The 18,007-nt window shown below is 39.7% G+C and carries 18 protein-coding genes; 11 read left to right on the forward strand and 7 right to left on the reverse strand.

Annotated elements, in window-relative coordinates:
• The coding region (locus tag IIC38_15190) for a tRNA (N6-isopentenyl adenosine(37)-C2)-methylthiotransferase MiaB (GenBank protein ID MCH8127280.1) at positions 1 to 490 on the reverse strand (490 nt) is incomplete at its 3' end.
• Between the two features lie 70 nt (positions 491 to 560).
• Between IIC38_15190 and IIC38_15195 the strand changes: the two genes are divergently transcribed.
• From IIC38_15195 to IIC38_15205, 3 genes are all read left to right on the forward strand, one after another.
• Positions 561 to 872, forward strand: a complete 312-nt coding sequence (locus tag IIC38_15195; protein ID MCH8127281.1) for a hypothetical protein — start codon at positions 561 to 563, stop codon at positions 870 to 872.
• A complete protein-coding gene (locus IIC38_15200) occupies positions 803 to 3,415 on the forward strand; it encodes an insulinase family protein (protein ID MCH8127282.1) in 2,613 nt (870 codons plus the stop codon). Before IIC38_15195 ends, IIC38_15200 begins: the two co-directional genes overlap by 70 nt.
• A 214-nt stretch (positions 3,416 to 3,629) precedes the next feature.
• Positions 3,630 to 4,970, forward strand: coding sequence for an amidohydrolase (locus tag IIC38_15205; GenBank protein ID MCH8127283.1), 1,341 nt, complete (start codon positions 3,630 to 3,632; stop codon positions 4,968 to 4,970).
• Here IIC38_15205 and IIC38_15210 read toward each other — a convergent pair whose 3' ends face one another.
• The 4 genes from IIC38_15210 to IIC38_15225 form a co-directional block, all read right to left on the reverse strand.
• Positions 4,971 to 5,246: an RNA-binding protein gene (locus IIC38_15210; GenBank protein ID MCH8127284.1), complete on the reverse strand. Its 276-nt coding sequence runs from the start codon at positions 5,244 to 5,246 to the stop codon at positions 4,971 to 4,973.
• 653 nt (positions 5,247 to 5,899) lie between these two features.
• Positions 5,900 to 6,616 (reverse strand): hypothetical protein, encoded by a 717-nt coding sequence (locus tag IIC38_15215; protein MCH8127285.1) that lies wholly within the window; start codon positions 6,614 to 6,616, stop codon positions 5,900 to 5,902.
• A gap of 81 nt (positions 6,617 to 6,697) precedes the next feature.
• The gene (locus IIC38_15220; GenBank protein MCH8127286.1) at positions 6,698 to 7,051 is read right to left on the reverse strand and encodes a co-chaperone GroES; all 354 of its coding nucleotides are present in this window, start codon (positions 7,049 to 7,051) and stop codon (positions 6,698 to 6,700) included.
• A 22-nt stretch (positions 7,052 to 7,073) separates the two neighbouring features.
• A complete protein-coding gene (locus IIC38_15225; protein ID MCH8127287.1) occupies positions 7,074 to 7,859 on the reverse strand; it encodes an SDR family oxidoreductase in 786 nt (261 codons plus the stop codon).
• A gap of 395 nt (positions 7,860 to 8,254) precedes the next feature.
• On the opposite strand from IIC38_15225, the gene IIC38_15230 reads away from it, so the two are divergent.
• From IIC38_15230 to IIC38_15265, 8 genes are all read left to right on the forward strand, one after another.
• A complete protein-coding gene (locus IIC38_15230) occupies positions 8,255 to 9,538 on the forward strand; it encodes a SpoIIE family protein phosphatase (protein MCH8127288.1) in 1,284 nt (427 codons plus the stop codon).
• 114 nt (positions 9,539 to 9,652) lie between these two features.
• Positions 9,653 to 10,096: an ATP-binding protein gene (locus IIC38_15235; GenBank protein MCH8127289.1), complete on the forward strand. Its 444-nt coding sequence runs from the start codon at positions 9,653 to 9,655 to the stop codon at positions 10,094 to 10,096.
• Positions 10,080 to 10,451 carry an STAS domain-containing protein gene (locus tag IIC38_15240; protein MCH8127290.1) on the forward strand — a complete coding sequence of 124 codons (372 nt, stop codon included), beginning with the start codon at positions 10,080 to 10,082 and terminating at the stop codon, positions 10,449 to 10,451. The genes IIC38_15235 and IIC38_15240 overlap by 17 nt, the downstream gene beginning before the upstream one ends.
• 108 nt (positions 10,452 to 10,559) lie before the next feature.
• Positions 10,560 to 11,258, forward strand: coding sequence for an ABC transporter permease (locus IIC38_15245; protein MCH8127291.1), 699 nt, complete (start codon positions 10,560 to 10,562; stop codon positions 11,256 to 11,258).
• Positions 11,258 to 12,064 carry an ABC transporter ATP-binding protein gene (locus IIC38_15250; protein ID MCH8127292.1) on the forward strand — a complete coding sequence of 269 codons (807 nt, stop codon included), beginning with the start codon at positions 11,258 to 11,260 and terminating at the stop codon, positions 12,062 to 12,064. The genes IIC38_15245 and IIC38_15250 overlap by 1 nt, the downstream gene beginning before the upstream one ends.
• Before the next feature lies 1 nt (position 12,065).
• A complete protein-coding gene (locus IIC38_15255; protein ID MCH8127293.1) occupies positions 12,066 to 12,968 on the forward strand; it encodes an MCE family protein in 903 nt (300 codons plus the stop codon).
• 8 nt (positions 12,969 to 12,976) lie between these two features.
• Positions 12,977 to 13,573, forward strand: coding sequence for a membrane integrity-associated transporter subunit PqiC (locus IIC38_15260; protein MCH8127294.1), 597 nt, complete (start codon positions 12,977 to 12,979; stop codon positions 13,571 to 13,573).
• 168 nt (positions 13,574 to 13,741) lie between these two features.
• Positions 13,742 to 14,119, forward strand: coding sequence for a four helix bundle protein (locus IIC38_15265; protein ID MCH8127295.1), 378 nt, complete (start codon positions 13,742 to 13,744; stop codon positions 14,117 to 14,119).
• A gap of 219 nt (positions 14,120 to 14,338) precedes the next feature.
• Here IIC38_15265 and IIC38_15270 read toward each other — a convergent pair whose 3' ends face one another.
• On the reverse strand, positions 14,339 to 16,012 hold the full coding sequence (locus IIC38_15270) for a glycerol-3-phosphate dehydrogenase/oxidase (GenBank protein MCH8127296.1): 1,674 nt from the start codon (positions 16,010 to 16,012) through the stop codon (positions 14,339 to 14,341).
• A 398-nt stretch (positions 16,013 to 16,410) separates the two neighbouring features.
• Entirely contained in the window at positions 16,411 to 17,880 is a 1,470-nt protein-coding gene (locus IIC38_15275) for a hypothetical protein (protein ID MCH8127297.1), read from the reverse strand.
• Positions 17,881 to 18,007: the final 127 nt, after the last annotated feature.

Raw genomic sequence — 18,007 nt, forward strand, 5'->3', positions numbered from 1 at the left:
CGGAAACAAATGTCCCGACGCCTTTCTCAGGATCAGGAAAAATGTCGGAATATGTTTCGAATTCGGATAATGTGACATCAAATGGCTTATCTCCCTCACCCTGCGCGGCTGCGATCAATTGCGGTAATCGTTTGTAACTATCGGGGCCCGCGATGAAATCAATATCCAAATGTTTATCTTCCAATAGATCCGTACGCAAGTTCGTCGCCATGCAGCCGAGTATGCCGATCAGCGGTTTGTTTCTTGTATCTTGTGTCTTGTTTCTTCTGTTATGATGTATCGAATGCACCCGCCCATAGATCTTCCGATGCGCATGCTCCCTTATCGCGCACGTGTTGAGCATAATAATATCGGCGTCGTCTTCCTTAGGCACGAATGTATAGTTTTCCTTCTTAAGAATGGCACGGACAAGTTCACTGTCGTACTCATTCATCTGGCATCCATACGTTTCCAAAAATACTGTTTTTTTGTCTTTTGTTTTGATGGTCATTTTATTATCGATTCAGAAAAACATACGGTAATCCTCGACTTCAATATAAGCCTTTTGGGAAGTCGAGGGCATCCATAGGTCTCTAAAAATATCTTTTTTTGTTGACGAATTACTTAAAGAATTTTATAAACTGGATAAATTTTACAATTTTGAATCAGAAAAAGACCTTCCAGGAGTATTGGTTATGGTTCTTGCTCCACATACATCCGCAGCAATTGTTGGAAGAGTAATAGGATTTTCAGAAACACAAGGTTTTTTTGCGCATCCGATGTTCCATGCTGCTACTAGGAGAGATTGTGATGGCGATGAGGCTTGCGTTATTTTATTGGTAGATGCATTACTCAATTTTTCAAGAAAATTTCGAATGCCGGCGGCACACTGAATGGTTTCACCACTAAGGATGCCACGGTTTATTTTGAAGTCATTCCTAAAAATGCCCTGGAAATGGCGCTGTGGATGGAATCGGATCGGATGGGATTCCTGCTAAGTACGGTGACCCAGGACGCTTTCATGAATCAACAGGAAGTTGTTCAGAACGAAAAAAGGCAACGTGTTGACAACAATCCATATGGCCATACAAGTTATGTAATTGGTAAATGTTTGTACCCGGAAGATCATCCTTACAACTGGCAGGTTATCGGTGAATTGGTAGACCTGAAAAATGCTGATTTGCAGGATGTGAAAGATTTCTATACCAAATGGTATGGCCCCAATAATGCGACTATGGTGATCGCAGGCGATTACGACAAAAAACAGGTGAAAGAATGGGTTGAAAAATATTTTGGTGAAATCAAATCGTCTGATCCCGTTACTGATCGTGAACCTATGAATGTTACTTTGGAGAGTTCAAAACGAGTTTATCATGAAGATAATTTTGCCAAATCACCGGAATTGAATATGGTATTCCCGACAGTCGAGCAATATAGCAAAGACGCTTATGCACTAGCTCTTCTGAGTGATCTGCTTGCGGACGGGAAAAAAGCCCCATTGTACAAGGTTTTGGTCGAAGAAAAGAAATTGGCGCCATCTGTCTCGGCATTTCAATCCAGCAATGAACTGGCAGGGTCTTTTCGAATTCGAATTCGGGCCTTTCCGGATAAGAATTTAAGTGAAGTAGAAGTTGCAATTTTTGCAGCCTTAAAAAAATTCGAGGATGAAGGCTTTACGGAAATGGATCTGTCAAGAATTAAGGCTAAACTGGAAACGGGCTTTTACAACAGAATTTCAAGTATTTTTTTCAAAGCGTATCAGCTCGCATCATACAACGAGTATGCCAACTCACCCGGCTTTATTTCACAGGATTTACAGAGTTCACTAAACGTTACATCAGAAGATGTTTTAAGGGTTTACAATACCTACATCAAAGACAAACCCTTTGTTTTGACCAGCTTTGTTCCCAAAGGTAAAACTGAACTTATTGCTGAAAATTCCGAGAGATTCCCGGTAGTGGAAGAGGCTATCGTCAAAATGAAGAAAGAAGAGAAGAAGGCGGCAACCGAAGCGATGGAAATAGTTAAAATTCCTACCAGTTTCGATCGTACCATCGAACCGGAAAAAGGTACCAGCCCGGAGCTTACAATACCGACAATCTGGCAAGAGGAGCTTGATAATGGTTTGAAAGTCCTGGGGATTGTGCATAATGAACTTCCGTTGGTTCAGTTTTCCCTGACTATAAAAGGTGGAATGTTGATGGATCAGATGGACAAGATCGGAGTTGCCAACCTGATGACGGATATCATGATGGAAGGCACCAAAAACAAAACACCGGTGGAACTGGAAGAAGCCATAGACGGACTGGGCTCGAGCATAAGAATGTTAACAACCAAGACATCTATCGTTATCCAGGCAAACATGCTTGCCTCCAAGTTTGAGGAGACTTTCGCCCTCGTCGAAGAAATTTTACTCGAGCCGCGATGGGATGAGAAGGAATTCGCCAGGGTCAAAGACGAAACCATCGAGACCATCAACCGAAGAAAAGCAAATCCCTCCACAATTGCAAGCGAAGTATTCTCCAAGCTTGTGTATGGTAAGGATCACATTCTGGCCAATTCTACTTTAGGTACGGTGGAGATTGTCGAGCAGATCACTATCGATGATCAAAAAAGTTACTATGAAAATTGCTTTTCTCCGTCTGTTGCCCATATAGCAATTGCGGGTAATATCTCCAAATCAAAGGCGATGAAAGCTTTTAAATCACTGGCTGAAAAATGGATGGCCAAGGAGGTAGAATTTACCCATTACGAGAATCTGCCGAAACAGGATAAAGCCACAATTTATTTTGTCGATGTGCCAAACGCCAAGCAGTCGCAGATAAGAATTGGCTACCTGGCGTTGGCGCAAACAGATCCTGATTACTATGCGGCAACTGTGATGAATTATAAGTTAGGCGGTAGTTTCAGCGGATTTTTGAACCTGATTCTCCGTGAAGAAAAAGGCTATACCTATGGCGCCAGAAGCGGATTTTCCGGTAATGTTTATCCGGGTCCATTTACAGCTTCATCAAGTGTAAGAAGTAATGCCACTTTTGAATCGATGGAAATATTTATCGAAGAATTGAATAAGTACCGTGAAGTTATTTCGGAAGAAGATTTACAATTTACTAAAAATGCATTGATTCTATCGAATTCCCGTCGTTTCGAAACCCTGGGCGCTCTACGCGGAATGCTGAATAATATTGCAACCTACAATAAACCAGTAGATTATATCAAAGATGAAGAAACTGTGATCCGCAACATGACGATGGAAAGCCACAATAAACTGGCACAGAAATATATTGACCCGAGTAAAATGATCTTTCTTGTGGTCGGCGATGCTGAAACTCAACTGGAGGCATTGAAAGAATTAGGGTTAGGCGATCCAATCCTTCTGGATACTGCTGGTAATCCGGTTGGAGAATATCGGATCAGTTTAATCCTGAATGAATAATAGTTGACAAAACTATTTTGTTAAGCGATAAGGGTGGTTGCGGCCACCCTTATTATTTCCTTCCCAAAATTTCTCTTGCTTGTTTATCGAGCTATCCTTTAATTTACATCAATCAAAGAAATTGTCACCTTGTGCCATTCGGCAAGCTCAAGACAAACTTAACGGAGCATCTCTACGATTTGAAATTAGAAAACAATTTTAGAAAGGGTCAGATATGAAGAAACAAATGTGCAGTTCAATCCGATTTATTCTAGTCGCCATACTTGTCCTACCAGTCTTAAGTTTCTCTCAAAATTCTACTTACGAAAATATTGAAAAATATTTAACCGCCGATTACCCCTATCTGGATGCATTATACAAACATCTGCATATGAATCCGGAGCTTTCATTTCATGAAGAGCAAACGGCTAAAAGAATTGGCTCCGAATTAAAGAAATTGGGATTTACTGTTACCCATGGTGTGGGCGGCCATGGCGTTGTAGGTGTCTTGAAAAATGGTTTTGGTCCAACTGTTATGGTCCGCACGGACTTGGATGCACTACCCGTTAAGGAAAACACCGGCTTGGATTATGCCAGCAAAATTCGGACAAAAGATGACCAGGGCAATGAGGTATCTGTAATGCATGCTTGCGGACACGACATCCATATGACCTCGCTAGTTGGTACTGCGCGAATGTTGGTGAATCTGAAAGACTCCTGGGGCGGTACCCTGGTGATGATCGGCCAACCGGCGGAAGAACGCGGCGCCGGCGCCCGAATGATGCTGGCCGATGGTTTATTCCAGAAATTCCCACGCCCGGATTTTGCCCTGGCGTTACACGCAAGCGCAACCGTTCCCGCTGGCAAAGTGGCTTATTGCGAAGGGTTTATCCTGGCTAATGTAGACATGGTAGACATAACAGTTTTCGGTGAAGGCGGTCATGGCGCCTATCCGCATACAACCAAAGATCCGATTGTACTGGCAGCGCAAATCATTCTGAATTTACAGACTATTGTCAGTCGTGAGATAAGTCCGTTAGAGCCGGCAGTAGTAACAGTGGGATCGATCCATGGCGGCACTAAACATAATATCATTCCTGATGAAGTAAAACTGCAACTGACCCTTCGCTCTTACTCGGATGAAGTGAGACAAAAAACCATTGATGCTATCCAGCGTATTTGCCGCGGAGTTGCAAAAGGAGCTGGTATTTCCGAAAATAAACTACCAAAAGTAACTATACGCAATGAATATACCCCGGCCACTTACAATGATCCCAAATTGACAAGAAGAACTGTACAAGCTTTCAAAGCGATTTTAGGAGAGGAAAATGTGATTGAAACCGGTCCCGTAATGGCTGGCGAAGATTTCGGCCGCTATGGTCGTGAAGAATCCAAAATTCCGATCAGTATTTTTTGGCTTGGAGCAGTCGATCCTAAAAAAGTAGAAGAAAGTAAACAAACCGGAAAAGGATTGCCTTCACTTCACTCGGCTTTATTTGCTCCACTACCGGAACCTGCCATAAAAACCGGTGTGAAGGCTATGACTGCGACTGTTCTGGATTTGATGAAGCGATGATTAAAAACGTCGATTCCCTCCACGGCTTCCACCCCCTCCCCGACGGGCTCTAATCACATTAAGTGGTTGTCCTTTTAGTTCATTATTATTTAGGCCTTTAATTGCAGATATGGCTTCTTCCCTATCGGGCATCTCTACGAATCCGTATCCCCTTTGCTCCCCGTTGTACCTATCCTTTACGATTTTGACAGAAGTAATTTGACCATAAGCTTCAAACGCCTTTCGTAAGTCATCTTCAGTAGCTGAATGGGATACATTACCAACGTAGATATTCATTCCAAACTCCTACATTATTCAATTTACATTTATATAAGATATAGTTTATCATCAATAATTATTTACTTCACTGGAAATTTCAAATTTCTACATATTTACTTAAATTTCAACAATTGGATCTATTGATTTCATAGATGTTGGTTTAATCTACAACTGGGGACAATCTTGCAGTTTGGACATTAATCTTCTAGAAAGCATTGCACTATAAATTCTCAATATTTGGCCAAATCAATTTAAGATGCTCCATGAAAATATCCAATCTTTTGAATTGAGATGATGCAGAACTTCCGCCGGGTAAATATACTTTTTATGTCCTGCACGGATTCTATCAATCACCTTTTAACAAGCTATTCCAAACAGCATTTAATTTCCAAATTGGATCCTTTTTTGATGACCGGTTAATTTCTATCGGATTGACGTCAACCTGTACAGAATCTCAGGTACCTGGAATTGGGCAGATCGTATCAATTGAATCGTGCAAGTTTTGCTGACTGTAACCAAACTCTAAAAGCAGATATTATTCGACGATCATGAAAAAGAAGAAGTCGCTTTTTAGCTATCTCGAAATAGCCAGCTCCCAAAAGTTCTTAAGATTAAAGGTTGAATCAAGCGAACATTAATGTAGGAACTCGACTAATAACCCTATCTAAAATCTACTTTTCTACAACTCGAAAGGTTAGGGTTATATCGTTAAACGGGTTATCCAATACCGGGCTTCCCGCTTCGGTTTCAAGTGTTACTCTTAATTGATGATTGCCAGGTTTCCGAGCATTTTCAATCCATACATGTTTCTCTTCATCCAAATAAACATCCTGGCCATCTAAATTATAATGTAATCGATATCCCGATCCTAATTCAGCATTGATCACCCTGAAATCAAATAAAATTTGATCTGCTTCTTGCCCACGAAATATTTTTTTGTTAGGTTGGCACACAACCAGAAGTGGTTTGTCGTTTTGCAACAGAGGTTGTGTTTTTTGTTTATAATAAAAATTTCGAATGACAAGGGCATTTTCATCCTTATTTGTGATTCCATTGGAATTACAAATGAGTCCGATTACAGCATGTGCTCCCGGGGTAAGTCCGCTAAATGAAACCAATGTATCCTTTTCAAAAGTTAGGTACTGCTCCTGATCAAGTATAAATTGAACACTAATTCCTTTTTCTTTCCAATCCTCAGGCGACACAATAAACGAAAAAACTACAGTGTCTGATTCCAAAACATGATTTTCGGTTAAGCCAAAAACATGTAATTGATATTGGGCATCATTACCACAATTGAAAAATACCAATGAACATATAATCAATAAAATCAACCATTTAAAGCCAAAATTCAAATGGTAATTTCTTCTCTTCCTCATATTTTTCATAATCATCTTCAGTACGTTAAATGGCTTAATCCAAGTCAACTCAAAGTTGTCCAGGACTAAATTTAATTCGTACTTTAAGTTCTATTTTCGTTCAATTACCAAAATACCTGATTGAGGTACAACCAAATAATTCTTCCCTTCAAATTTAATATCGATTGCCGATTTACGCAGAAAAATCGCGTAATCTCCCACTTCCACTTGCATGGGCACAAATTGAGCGGGAGATCCGGCGGTTTCCCAGGGTTCTTCTGCAACATCATTTGGGCTGGGAAGAGGAATTCCAGGTCCGGTTGCTGCTATAAAACCACCCTGAACTGTTTCTTTTTCCAGCGCCCATTTGGGTAAATACAAACCCACTTCTGTCCGGGTTTCTCCTTCATCCGGCTCAATCAAAACTCGATCCCCCAATACGATAAGGCTACTACTAATAGCCATAATTCACTCCTAACTTTTCATATTATCGAAAACATGTTTGTCCTCTGCCGCCGTCAATCAGGTAATTCACACCGGTAATCCACTCGGCCTTCGCTGACGACAGGTAAAGTATCAAGCACCCTACTTCTTCCGGATTGGACAACCTGTTAAGTCCGTTTGCAATGGGATGTGTATCGTATGAATGCTCTTTAAATTTCTGATATGTTTCTTCATCCATGCCACCGCGTTTATGCAATTCAGTTAATGTCATCCCGGGATTTACGGAATTTACACGAACACCTTTTTCTGCCAATTCCAAAGCTGCACATCTGGTCAGTTGATCGACAGCAGATTTACTCACATTATAAGCAAGCACACCAGGGAAAGATCTCATTCCATTCACGCTCGAAACATTAATAATAACGCCTTTTGATTTAATCAAATACGGCACCGCTAAATTCATCATTATAAATATGGCACGCAAGTTGATTTCGATTGTGTGATCCCAGTCCTCTAAAGAGGTGTCTTCAATGGTACCTTTTGCAAGGATACCAGCGGCATTCACCAAAATATCTAATTTACCAAATTCTGATAAAAATGTTTTGATCGACTGTTTACAATCATCAGGTTTGGTAACATCCCCTGAACATACTAACGCTTTCCCACCGCTTTGTTTTATAGAAGCAACAATTGAATTTAGACGCAATTCATCGCGAGCCATCAAACCAACATTAGCGCCTTCCTGGCTGAATAAAATTGCTGCTGATCTGCCGATTCCACTACTGGCGCCTGTAATCAGGACTGATTTATCGTTTAGCTGCAAATTCAATTTTAGACTCCTTCAAAATTCGCTAGAAAATATAGAGTTTTATTAATTTTATATCAACCATTTTCGTGACACATGAAAGCAATTTTATTTAACCTGAAATATTAAAACAGGAGAAAATCTGAAATTATTAATTGGTTTTCAGAAAATCAAATACAAACCTTTTCAAAGTGAATTTAAATAAAATATTACCTATAATGTATTGTTCTTAATCAAGCAACACCTCTGTATAATTAAGTATTGAGTCATTCAGGTTAAGAAATATTTTGCACAATTTGTATTCTGTTCATACATTAAACAGCGCTTTCCAATTTTCTTTCGGATATCCAGATCTAATACAAGAGGTTCAATTTTTATTTTTAAAATAAGAACTTATATCCTTAAAAGATCCAAATTTTATGACAAAGAATAACATTACAGTCCTCAAAAAAAAGGCGAAAAGGTTAGCCACCCTGATTGAAGTCAGCACGATTATCAACTCTTCGTTGGATTTAGACAAGGTAATCAGCCTGGTCCTGGAAAAAACGCAGGAAGTGATGGATGCGGAAGCCGGCTCGGTGTTATTATTGAATCATGAAACCAATCGGCTTGAAGTACAATCAGCCCTGGGAAATGTTGGCAGTGCCATAAAAGAAAATATCTCACTGGAAATGGGCCAGGGAATTGCCGGATGGGTTGCAAAAGAGAAAAAGTCCCTCAATGTAGCGGATGTTCAAAACGATCCTCGTTTCTTCAAAGGTGCGGATAAAATAACCGGGTTCCAAACCAAGAGCATGCTGGCCTCACCCTTGATATTTAAAGATAAGTTAATCGGTGTCGCTGAGGTGATCAACCGTCGTGACGGCAAGTCATTTTCATCAGATGATGAGGATTTATTTAACACTTTTTGCGGAAGCGTAGCTATGGCTGTGGAAAATGCCAGGTTGCACCGAGTTCTACTTGAAAGAGAACGAATTCAGCAGCAGTTGGAATCGGCGCAAGTTATACAACAAAGTTTCTTGCCGCAATCTTTCCCTAAATGTGAAAACAATCGCTTCGAAACCTGGGCGGCTTACAAAGCAGCAAAATCCATTGGTGGAGATTTTTATGATTTTTTAATGTTGGATGAAAATCATCTTGCAATCGTTATTGGAGATGTTTGTGGAAAAGGCATTCCGGCAGCTTTATATATGGCTCGCGTTTTAAGTGATTTTCGCTTTTTTACCCAATTGAATAACCCGAGTGAAACTGTTAGCCGATTGAATAAACAACTTGTAGAAAGAAGCCGCAATGGCATGTTTGTCACCCTGGCATATGCCGTTCTAAACGCCAAAACCGGCCTCATAACTTATGTCAATGCAGGACATGGTCCAATGCTACGAATAAATCATCTTGGCAATAAGGTGGATATCATTGGCCTGGCGAAGGAGATTCCTTTGGCAATCCGGGAAGAATCCATCTACCAGCAGGAGAGTTTTCAGTTAGAGCATGGAGATTATCTCGTCCTTTTTACCGATGGCATTAGTGAGGCCCGCAATATCCAAGGTGAACAAATGAGTTTGGAAATTCTTGCTGACATAATAGCAAAGCCGTGGGAATCTCCAAAAATGTTGACTGAATTTGTTTTGAATAAAGTATTGAAATTATCAAAAAATTCGACTCAGCATGATGATTTAACCCTGGTCGCAATCAGATGGAATTGAGATGATAAATGAAAAGTTAAAATCGATATTTTGGCAGTGATGAATACTAATTTTTACATTCAAACTTGCCGATTTACCTTAGTGTAATCATAACAAAATTTTCTGATCTATCTAATGAAAAATCAATCAAAACAATCCAATAAAGTGTCGCTCACGGTTCCCGGTGATGCTCGCTATCTCAAGGTACTTCGTTCTGTTCTTGAGTCTGTAGGCCAAATTTACGATTTTGAAGAAAAGGATATTCAATCCATGCAATTAGCTGCGAATGAAGCTTTTGCCAACATCATTGAACATTCGTATTGCAACCAGGCAAATTGCCCGATCTATATAACTCTTTCTTCCAGCAAGGATAAATTACAACTGGAACTGGAAGATGAGGGTATTCCATTGGAGCCGGAAAAAATCAAATCACGAGCCCTGGAAGACGTAAAACCAGGAGGTCTAGGAGTACATTTCATGAAATCCCTTATGGATGAGGTGATTTTTGATACTTCAAATAAACGAAATCGTTTGATTCTTATAAAGGAGAGAAGCAAATCCAATGAAGGATTCGATTAATATTCAAGTCGATCAAACTGAAAATCTGGCTACTGTTATTCTTTCAGGAGAAGTTGATTTATATTCGTCTCGAGAAGCTAGAAAAATTATTCTGGAACTTGCTTCCCGGAAAGTGCCTATCATCATAGTCGATTTAAGCGGGGTCCCTTATATGGATAGTTCCGGACTTGCTTCTATGGTGGAAGGTTTACAAAAGGTAGAATCTTACAAAGGCAAATTTATTTTGAGTGGACTACAACCTATGGTAAATAAAGTGTTCGAATTAAGCCGTTTAAATACTGTGTTTACGATCTATGAAGATATTGACACAGCGCTAAATGAGTTAGATGAAAAAAATGAGCCGGTGGGAGGATAGCAGATTTCCACACTTAGAATTATATTAGGCGGTATTGGTCGTTGGACCCTCGATTCTTTATGGCAAATTGATCGGTATTCTCGGTTAGTCGGACAGGGAATTTATTGGTTGGTTGCCGCGCCATTCAAAGGCAAAAAACTACGTTGGAATTCTACAATCATTCAAATGGTGCGAATCGGTTTTGATTCCATACCCATCGTTGCAATCATTGGATTCTTCGTCGGATTAATCCTGGGTATGCAGTCCGCCTACCAACTAAAACCATTCGGAGCAACCATATTTATGGCAAACCTGGTGGGCGTATCGATAACCCGGGAACTTGGTCCGATGCTGACCGCCATCATTATCGCCGGAAGAAGCGGCTCCGCTATTGCAGCTGAAATTTCAACCATGCAAGTTTCGGAAGAAATCGATGCTCTGAAAACCATGGGACTCAATCCGGTGCCCTTCCTGGTAGTTCCCCGTGTTATGGCAATGATGGTCATGCTTCCCTGTCTGACTTTAATCTCAGATGTCATTGGTATAACCGGTGGCGTGGTTGTGGGTATTTATATGGAAAATATTGATTTTACACTTTATATGAACCAAACTGCCTCCGCTTTGGTGATGAAAGATCTGCTTACCGGGTTATTCAAGAGTGTGGTTTTTGCTTGGATTATTGTAACCATTGCCTGTTACCAGGGCTTTGCAGCATCTGGAGGAGCGGAAAGTGTTGGCAAAAGAACGACCAGCTCGGTTGTGGCTTCAATGTTCATGATCATTGTGGCTGATGTTTTCTTTACCGGGTTATTTTATTCGACATTTTGATGACATCGATTAAAAAAAAACCGATCATCCAAATTCGTGACCTTGTCACTTCCTATGGTGATTTAACCGTTTTGAATGGCTTAAATCTCGATATTTATGAGGATGAAACTTTCGTTATTTTGGGACGATCCGGATGTGGCAAAAGCACTCTGCTCCGTCATCTCATCGGTTTACAAAAACCCACTTCCGGTGAGATACTGCTATATGGCCAAGATATGGCCCGAATGTCAGAAGATGAAAACGTCGAAGTATTAAAAAAAATCGGCATGTTATTTCAAGGATCCGCTCTTTTTAATTCAATGACTTTAGCCGATAATGTCGCATTGGCTTTACAAGAACATACGAACCTGGAAGATTCCACCATTCAAATTATGGCAAGAATGAAATTAGACATGGTTGGATTAAGCGGATTTGAAGATTTTATGCCATCTCAACTTTCCGGTGGAATGAGAAAACGCGCGGGTCTTGCCCGGGCAATTGCCATGGATCCGGAAGTTTTATTTTGCGATGAGCCATCTGCCGGTTTGGATCCCATAGTGGCAGCCGGGATCGATGAATTATTGTTAAAGTTACGACAAGCATTCCAGATGACATTAGTGGTTGTTACACATGAAATGGCATCCGTAGAATTAATTGCCGACCGAATTGCGATGATGCATAATGGAAAAATATTGGCAGTAGGTACTACTGAAGAAATTAAAAATAATCAACATTCATATATTCAACAATTCATGAAAAGAGAAGCAGACAAAGAAGAAGTTGATCGTGAAAAATTACTTAACGCCTTAACCGGTAATGGATTTTAGCATGAACTATCGAATGCAAGAAGTTAAAGTCGGCTTAATGGTCGTCCTCAGCGGTTTTTTACTGTTACTATTTTTATTCATTGTATCTGATTTTGAATATGAAAACACTTCAGTCAAATACACAACTAAGTTAGCTTTTGTTGGTGGTTTTGAGGAAGGAACCCCGGTTCGTTTAGGAGGACAATATATCGGCAGAATTGCAGATATTCGTCCGCCTATTGCCAATTCTCCTGAAATTGAACTAGTGATAGAGATCAATGCAGGTACGCCCATTAAAACCGATTCACGTGCATACCTGACATCTTTAGGGTTTCTCGGTGAGTTTTATTTGGAAATTATGCCCGGTTCACCCGAAGCGCCTCTACTGCCACCCGATAGTGAAATACCGTCTCTAAATGCAACCACATTTTCGCAGCTTGCTATGCCATTGAGTGAAATGGCAGAGTCCTTTAAAGTTACGATTACACAAGTGAATGAATTGTTTAATGCACAGAATCAACAGGGATTAGCAAATATTCTGACAAACTTGAACAGTATTCTGACCTCAAATTCAGTTCAACTTTCGGATTTATTAATCAATCTAAATCAAATGGCGGTTGATTTTAGCAATATTTCCAGTCGCTTTGATACTTTATTTATGAAAAATGAAGATGTTGTTGATGATGTTATAAACAATTTAAGTTCCACTTTGGCCGAAACCCAAACTTTTCTGCAAGAACTAACCCATTCGATTGGCATGATTGACGGCGTGATGGCTGAGAACACCTATTCATATAAATCAATTTTGGCAAACCTGGAAAGATCCACTCGCAACCTTGAAGAATTCAGCCGCAACATCCGGGAAAGGCCATGGAATCTAGTACGTAAATCAGATATCAAAGCAAGAAAGCTACCGAAGAATTAGGAGTACCAATGAAGAGAAATTTAATACGATTTTTTCTATTTACATTTTTAGCATCGGGATGTGCCGGGATTCCTCAAACTCACTATTATGTTTTGCACTTAAATACTCATTCGCCGAACCCGGTTTCTTCTGCCATTACCATTGGCATCGCACCATTTACTATTGAACCAATCTTTTCCAACTACAAATTAGCCTACCGCGAATCACCTTACGAAGTGCAGTTTTACAATTACCATCAATGGGCAAGTGAGCCATCAAAATTAGTTGAAAATGGGTTATTCGATTATTTGACCCATTCGAATCAATTTAACAAAGTCGTTCGTCTTCCATCAATACAAACGATAGATTTAGTCATTGATGGCCATATTCATAAAATTGAAGAATGGGATGAAACGGATCGATGGTATGGATTTATGGAAATTGAATTTCAAGTCTCAAAATACAATAAGAAACAAATCATTTGGAAAGGTACTATTTCCCGAAGGATTCCTGCAGAATCTAAGAAACCTTTAGAAGTTGTAAAAGCGCTAAGTATCGCTGCCCAGGAAATTGCGGAAGAACTCTCCCAGAAAATTTTAGCTGCGTATCATTTGGCGGAGAAATAACTGGATACTGGATACTGGATACTGGACTACACAAACTAACTAACTACGTTTTATAATACTATAATTGATGAATTTAAACCTTAATTATAATTAAATTTAACAATTCAGTAATATATTTTACATTAATTCATACTATCCAAATAAAACTCTCTTACTTGGGGGGAAATTATGAATTACAAAAATCTAGAAATTTGGCAATTAGCTCGTGAATTGGTAGTAGAAATTCATAGAATGACATTTCATAAATTATCAAAATATGAAATGTACGAGGAAGGCCAACAAATTCGACGGTCAATTAAATCTGTTAAATCTACGATAGTTGAGGGGTATGGTCGGCGACAATATAAGCAAGATTTTATTAGATTCTTATATTATGCAATCGCATCAAATGACGAAACATTGGATCATTTAGAAACTCTATTTGAAACAAAATCTCTCAAAGATGAACAACTATATTATACTCTCCATGGAAAAATTCAAATGTTGGGCAAAAAATTGAATATGTTCATACAATCTGTTGAAAAACAACACATTAGTAAAAAATAAAATCTCCATTCTAGTGTCAAATATCAAGAATCCAGCCACAAGTATCCAGCATCTAGACTCAATTATCCAGTATCCAACATCCAGTATCCAGTATCAAGTATCAAGTATCAAGTATCAAGTATCAAGTATCCAGCATCCAGCATCCAGCATCCAGCATCCAGCATCCAGCATCCAGCATCCAGCATCCAGAATCAAGCATCCAGAATCAAGCATCCAGAATCAAGCATCCAGCTCATAAACCCCTTTTGTCATTTCAATTTCTTTTTCCACCATCTTCTCATCCCACCCTAATTCTTCTGCAATCAATTTAGCTGCTTCAAACAAAACGGCATCACCCGGATTCCCGGCAGAACCCATTTCCGTTCTCCGCAAAACAACATCGGAAAGATGAACGACCATTTCTTCACGAACTGCATGAATAATTTCTGCAGGTAGAACAGACGTTCCTTTGAATGGTTTCAACCAGTCCGGATTTTCTTCCCCATATTTTAATACACGTGGAAATTCCGATCCATAATTACGAACCAGTTGATCGATTACGGAATCAGACAGCTTGTCTTTAAATCGTGTTCTGGCTTGATTTAGAAAATCGTCGAAACGATTTATTTCCCCGCCAAAGATCCGCTCTTTTTCGGTTTGACTATTCATTTTTTCTTTATTTAACTTCTTCATCACCAAATCAATGACTTTTACAGACACATCCCGGGCGGTGGTATATTTTACGCCAAGAACAGAAACCACTCCGTCAATGTTATCCTCTTTCGAATGATCAAATATTTTGTACTGCTTGGTTACCACCACTTCGCCGGATTTGGGATCCGGTCGCTCCATAGGAACCAGGCCTGCATGATAAAAATAGACATCCTCGCGACTTAACTGGTTTCCTGGAAGGGCATAATTTATTTCATCAATGAATTGCTGTAATTTAGATTCGGTCATTGAAAAATCCGACGGATCCCCTTCGTATGGATCATTAATAGTTCCAACCAAAGAATAATTTCGCCAGGGAGTAATGAAATAGATTTTCTTTCCCTTTTCGACAATTTTACCATTTTCAACGTTGGTCCGTCTTCCGGTAATACCTGCAGCACAGCCTTTAACTAACGGCCTGGTGACCAAATTCATAGCCACAGATAATTTAACTTTATGACGGGGTTGGTCAGATTGCATCCATCCCAACATTCGATTTAGCCAGGGACCGCTGGTATTTAATACCATTTTTGATCTTATTTCCAGAGTTTCACCGGATTCATGATCAAAAACCTTTACACCTGCAACACGGTTGTCCTGAATTAAATATCCCTTCGCCTCCACGTAATTCGCCAAATCTGCGCCCCGTTCTTGCGCAGACCTAAGGTAAGAAATGATTAACCGTTCAGAATTATAAACCTGGCAATCGTACCAAATAGCGCCACCGGATAAGTTTTCCGTCCTGACTCCCGGGATCTGTTCAAGACAAGACTTTCGCGAAACCACTTTCCCATTGGGCAATCTTTTCTGCGGATCATCGAGTTTATTGCGATCCAGTCCTACCAGATCGTTCAGCATTAATGCGATTTTCATAGCCTCGGGACCTTTTCCCAGGTGGCCATAAGTAGGCATTAAGCATCTTAACGGATGCACCAGGTGTGGTGCGATGTGCATCAAAATCCATCGTTCACGAATGGATTCCCGCATCCGTTTAAAATCTGCCTGCTGAATATACCGCAATCCACCATGGATAATTTTTAAACTGTTCGACGAGGTTTCACAACCAAAATCGCCTTTTTCGATGAGAGCAACTTTCAAGCCCCGCAAACTGGCATCCCAAACCGCGGTCGCGCCATAAATGCCGCCGCCGATGATGAGGAGGTCGTATTCCGTAGAGGTTAGTTTTTGTAAGTTTTTTTTCATTTGCTTTTACGAGGAGCAATTTATCACAATATCGGCTATGCCTGGTAATTCTAAACTATTCGTCACTTCATCATTCGTCCAATCAAATTATTGAACAAAATATCAGTATGTAACAGAATAATGTAATTTGTGAAATAATGAAAGATAAAGGCAATTAAATATTTCGATCTGAGTTCCGATTATTGATTGATCAAACCCCAAACTTCAAAGCTGTTTCTAAATTTGGTTTTTTTCGGCACCAAATTGTTGCCCTTAAGAGATATGTAAGTATCTGAATGCAGCAACTCTTGCAATCAAAGTTGGGCGAAAGGTTTAAGGTTTATATCTGCCATGGTGACCTCCTTTTGGTTAATTTATGATTAGATAAAAAGCAAATCTATTTTCTTGCTATTTAGAATTCAAGATCCTTTTAGAATATCTAAATTCTGTCCTGCTATTTTATCTTCTCCCCTTGATATTTGACTCTTAACTTTGCTAACTAATTTTTTTTCATCATCTTTGTGCGGCAAATTCAGCTTCTGTATATCTCTGAAATTATTTTTGTCTTTGATTACATTTCGCATAGCTTTTACATCTTCAGCGAGTTCAACTTTGAGCAACTTAACCACTGCATATCGTTTTCTCTTTTCCGTGTTCAGATTTTTTGTTTCATTAGTAACCTTTTCGACAAATTTATTTTTTGTACCCGTTCCTTTCCCTCCATAGGTTCTGCCGGCCCTATGCCGCCCATCTTGAAGATTAATCGCAAAACCATTAGCTGCCCTTTTTGAACCCCTATTTTGCATCGCAGGAACTCCAGCAAAATAGGGCAAGTTTTTTGAGAATACTAATATGGAAGCCTGGGGTTGATGATCTGCTGTCATATCGTCTCGTTTTGGTTTTGGCATAGATGCATAGGTTCCCGTTAAACCTTCTAGGTTATATTCCAATTGATCTACTTTTAGCTCTTTCTTTCCAACAATTTGTTTAATTAAATTAGATAAGGACACCTCTTTTTGAAGCAAGGCTTGCTGTAATTGTTTTATTTTTTTCTTCTGATTCGTTTTATTCGCAGTTTTAACTTTTTTAAGCAAAGGATTTATTTCATTGTTAATTAAATTTTTTGCTTCTTGTATTTTCGCTTTCTTATCAGCTTTAAGATTTGTACCTTGTTCTCTTTTGAAAGAATCCAAGAACTCCTCTATTGGATTAGTAGTACTAGAAATCATTAAAACAGGGGTAGAACCTTTCTTAACCCAGATCTTATGTCTTTCGCCTCCAGCTTTAAAGGCTTTTTCAGGAAATAATAGGCTCTTTGCTTTCTCAACCCCTTTCTTAACTACCGCCTTACCTTTCCCAAACAACTTTTTAGCCTTCTTCACAATAAAATCAATTGCTTTGTTCATAACTTTATCAATGGGTGCCCTAATCTTCAAGATGATCTTTTTAACAGCTTTACCAATTCCACTTAAATTCAATAGCCGTGCTAGAAAATTCAAGATAATGGGAATAGTCATCGCCAAAGCGCGTTCCACGGCGGAAGCAGCTGCGCCGATCTTGCCCATGGCGATATCGCCGATTGAATTAAAAACGGTTTTAACAAATTCTACGATGCGTTTCCCATTCTCGACGAAGAACATAATTGTATTGTAGATCGCCAGAATTGCCTGAACAATAACGCCAGCCGGGTTGAGAAAACTTAAAAGTTTGATAATTCCTTGTTTCACCAATTCCACTATAGCCCAATTGCGGATGCCTTCCATCACCTGTTGTTTGATCTCCGCCGCCTTTTCTTTGATCATCTCCCACAGCGCCATTGGACCTTCTGTAACAATTCTCTTCACGATATCAACCGTTTTTTCTACCCCACTAACAACCTTTTCTCCCAATCGTTTGACCAATTTTTGCCGGATGACATTCCATGTCAATCCCAGGATTTGAAGTACAATTGATAAGATACCTTTCAAATCAAACTTTGCCGGCAATTGGATGCCGATGTCTCCCATGGCGCCGGTC

The organism is candidate division KSB1 bacterium, assembly GCA_022566355.1.
GTDB lineage: Bacteria > Zhuqueibacterota > JdFR-76 > JdFR-76 > DREG01 > JADFJB01.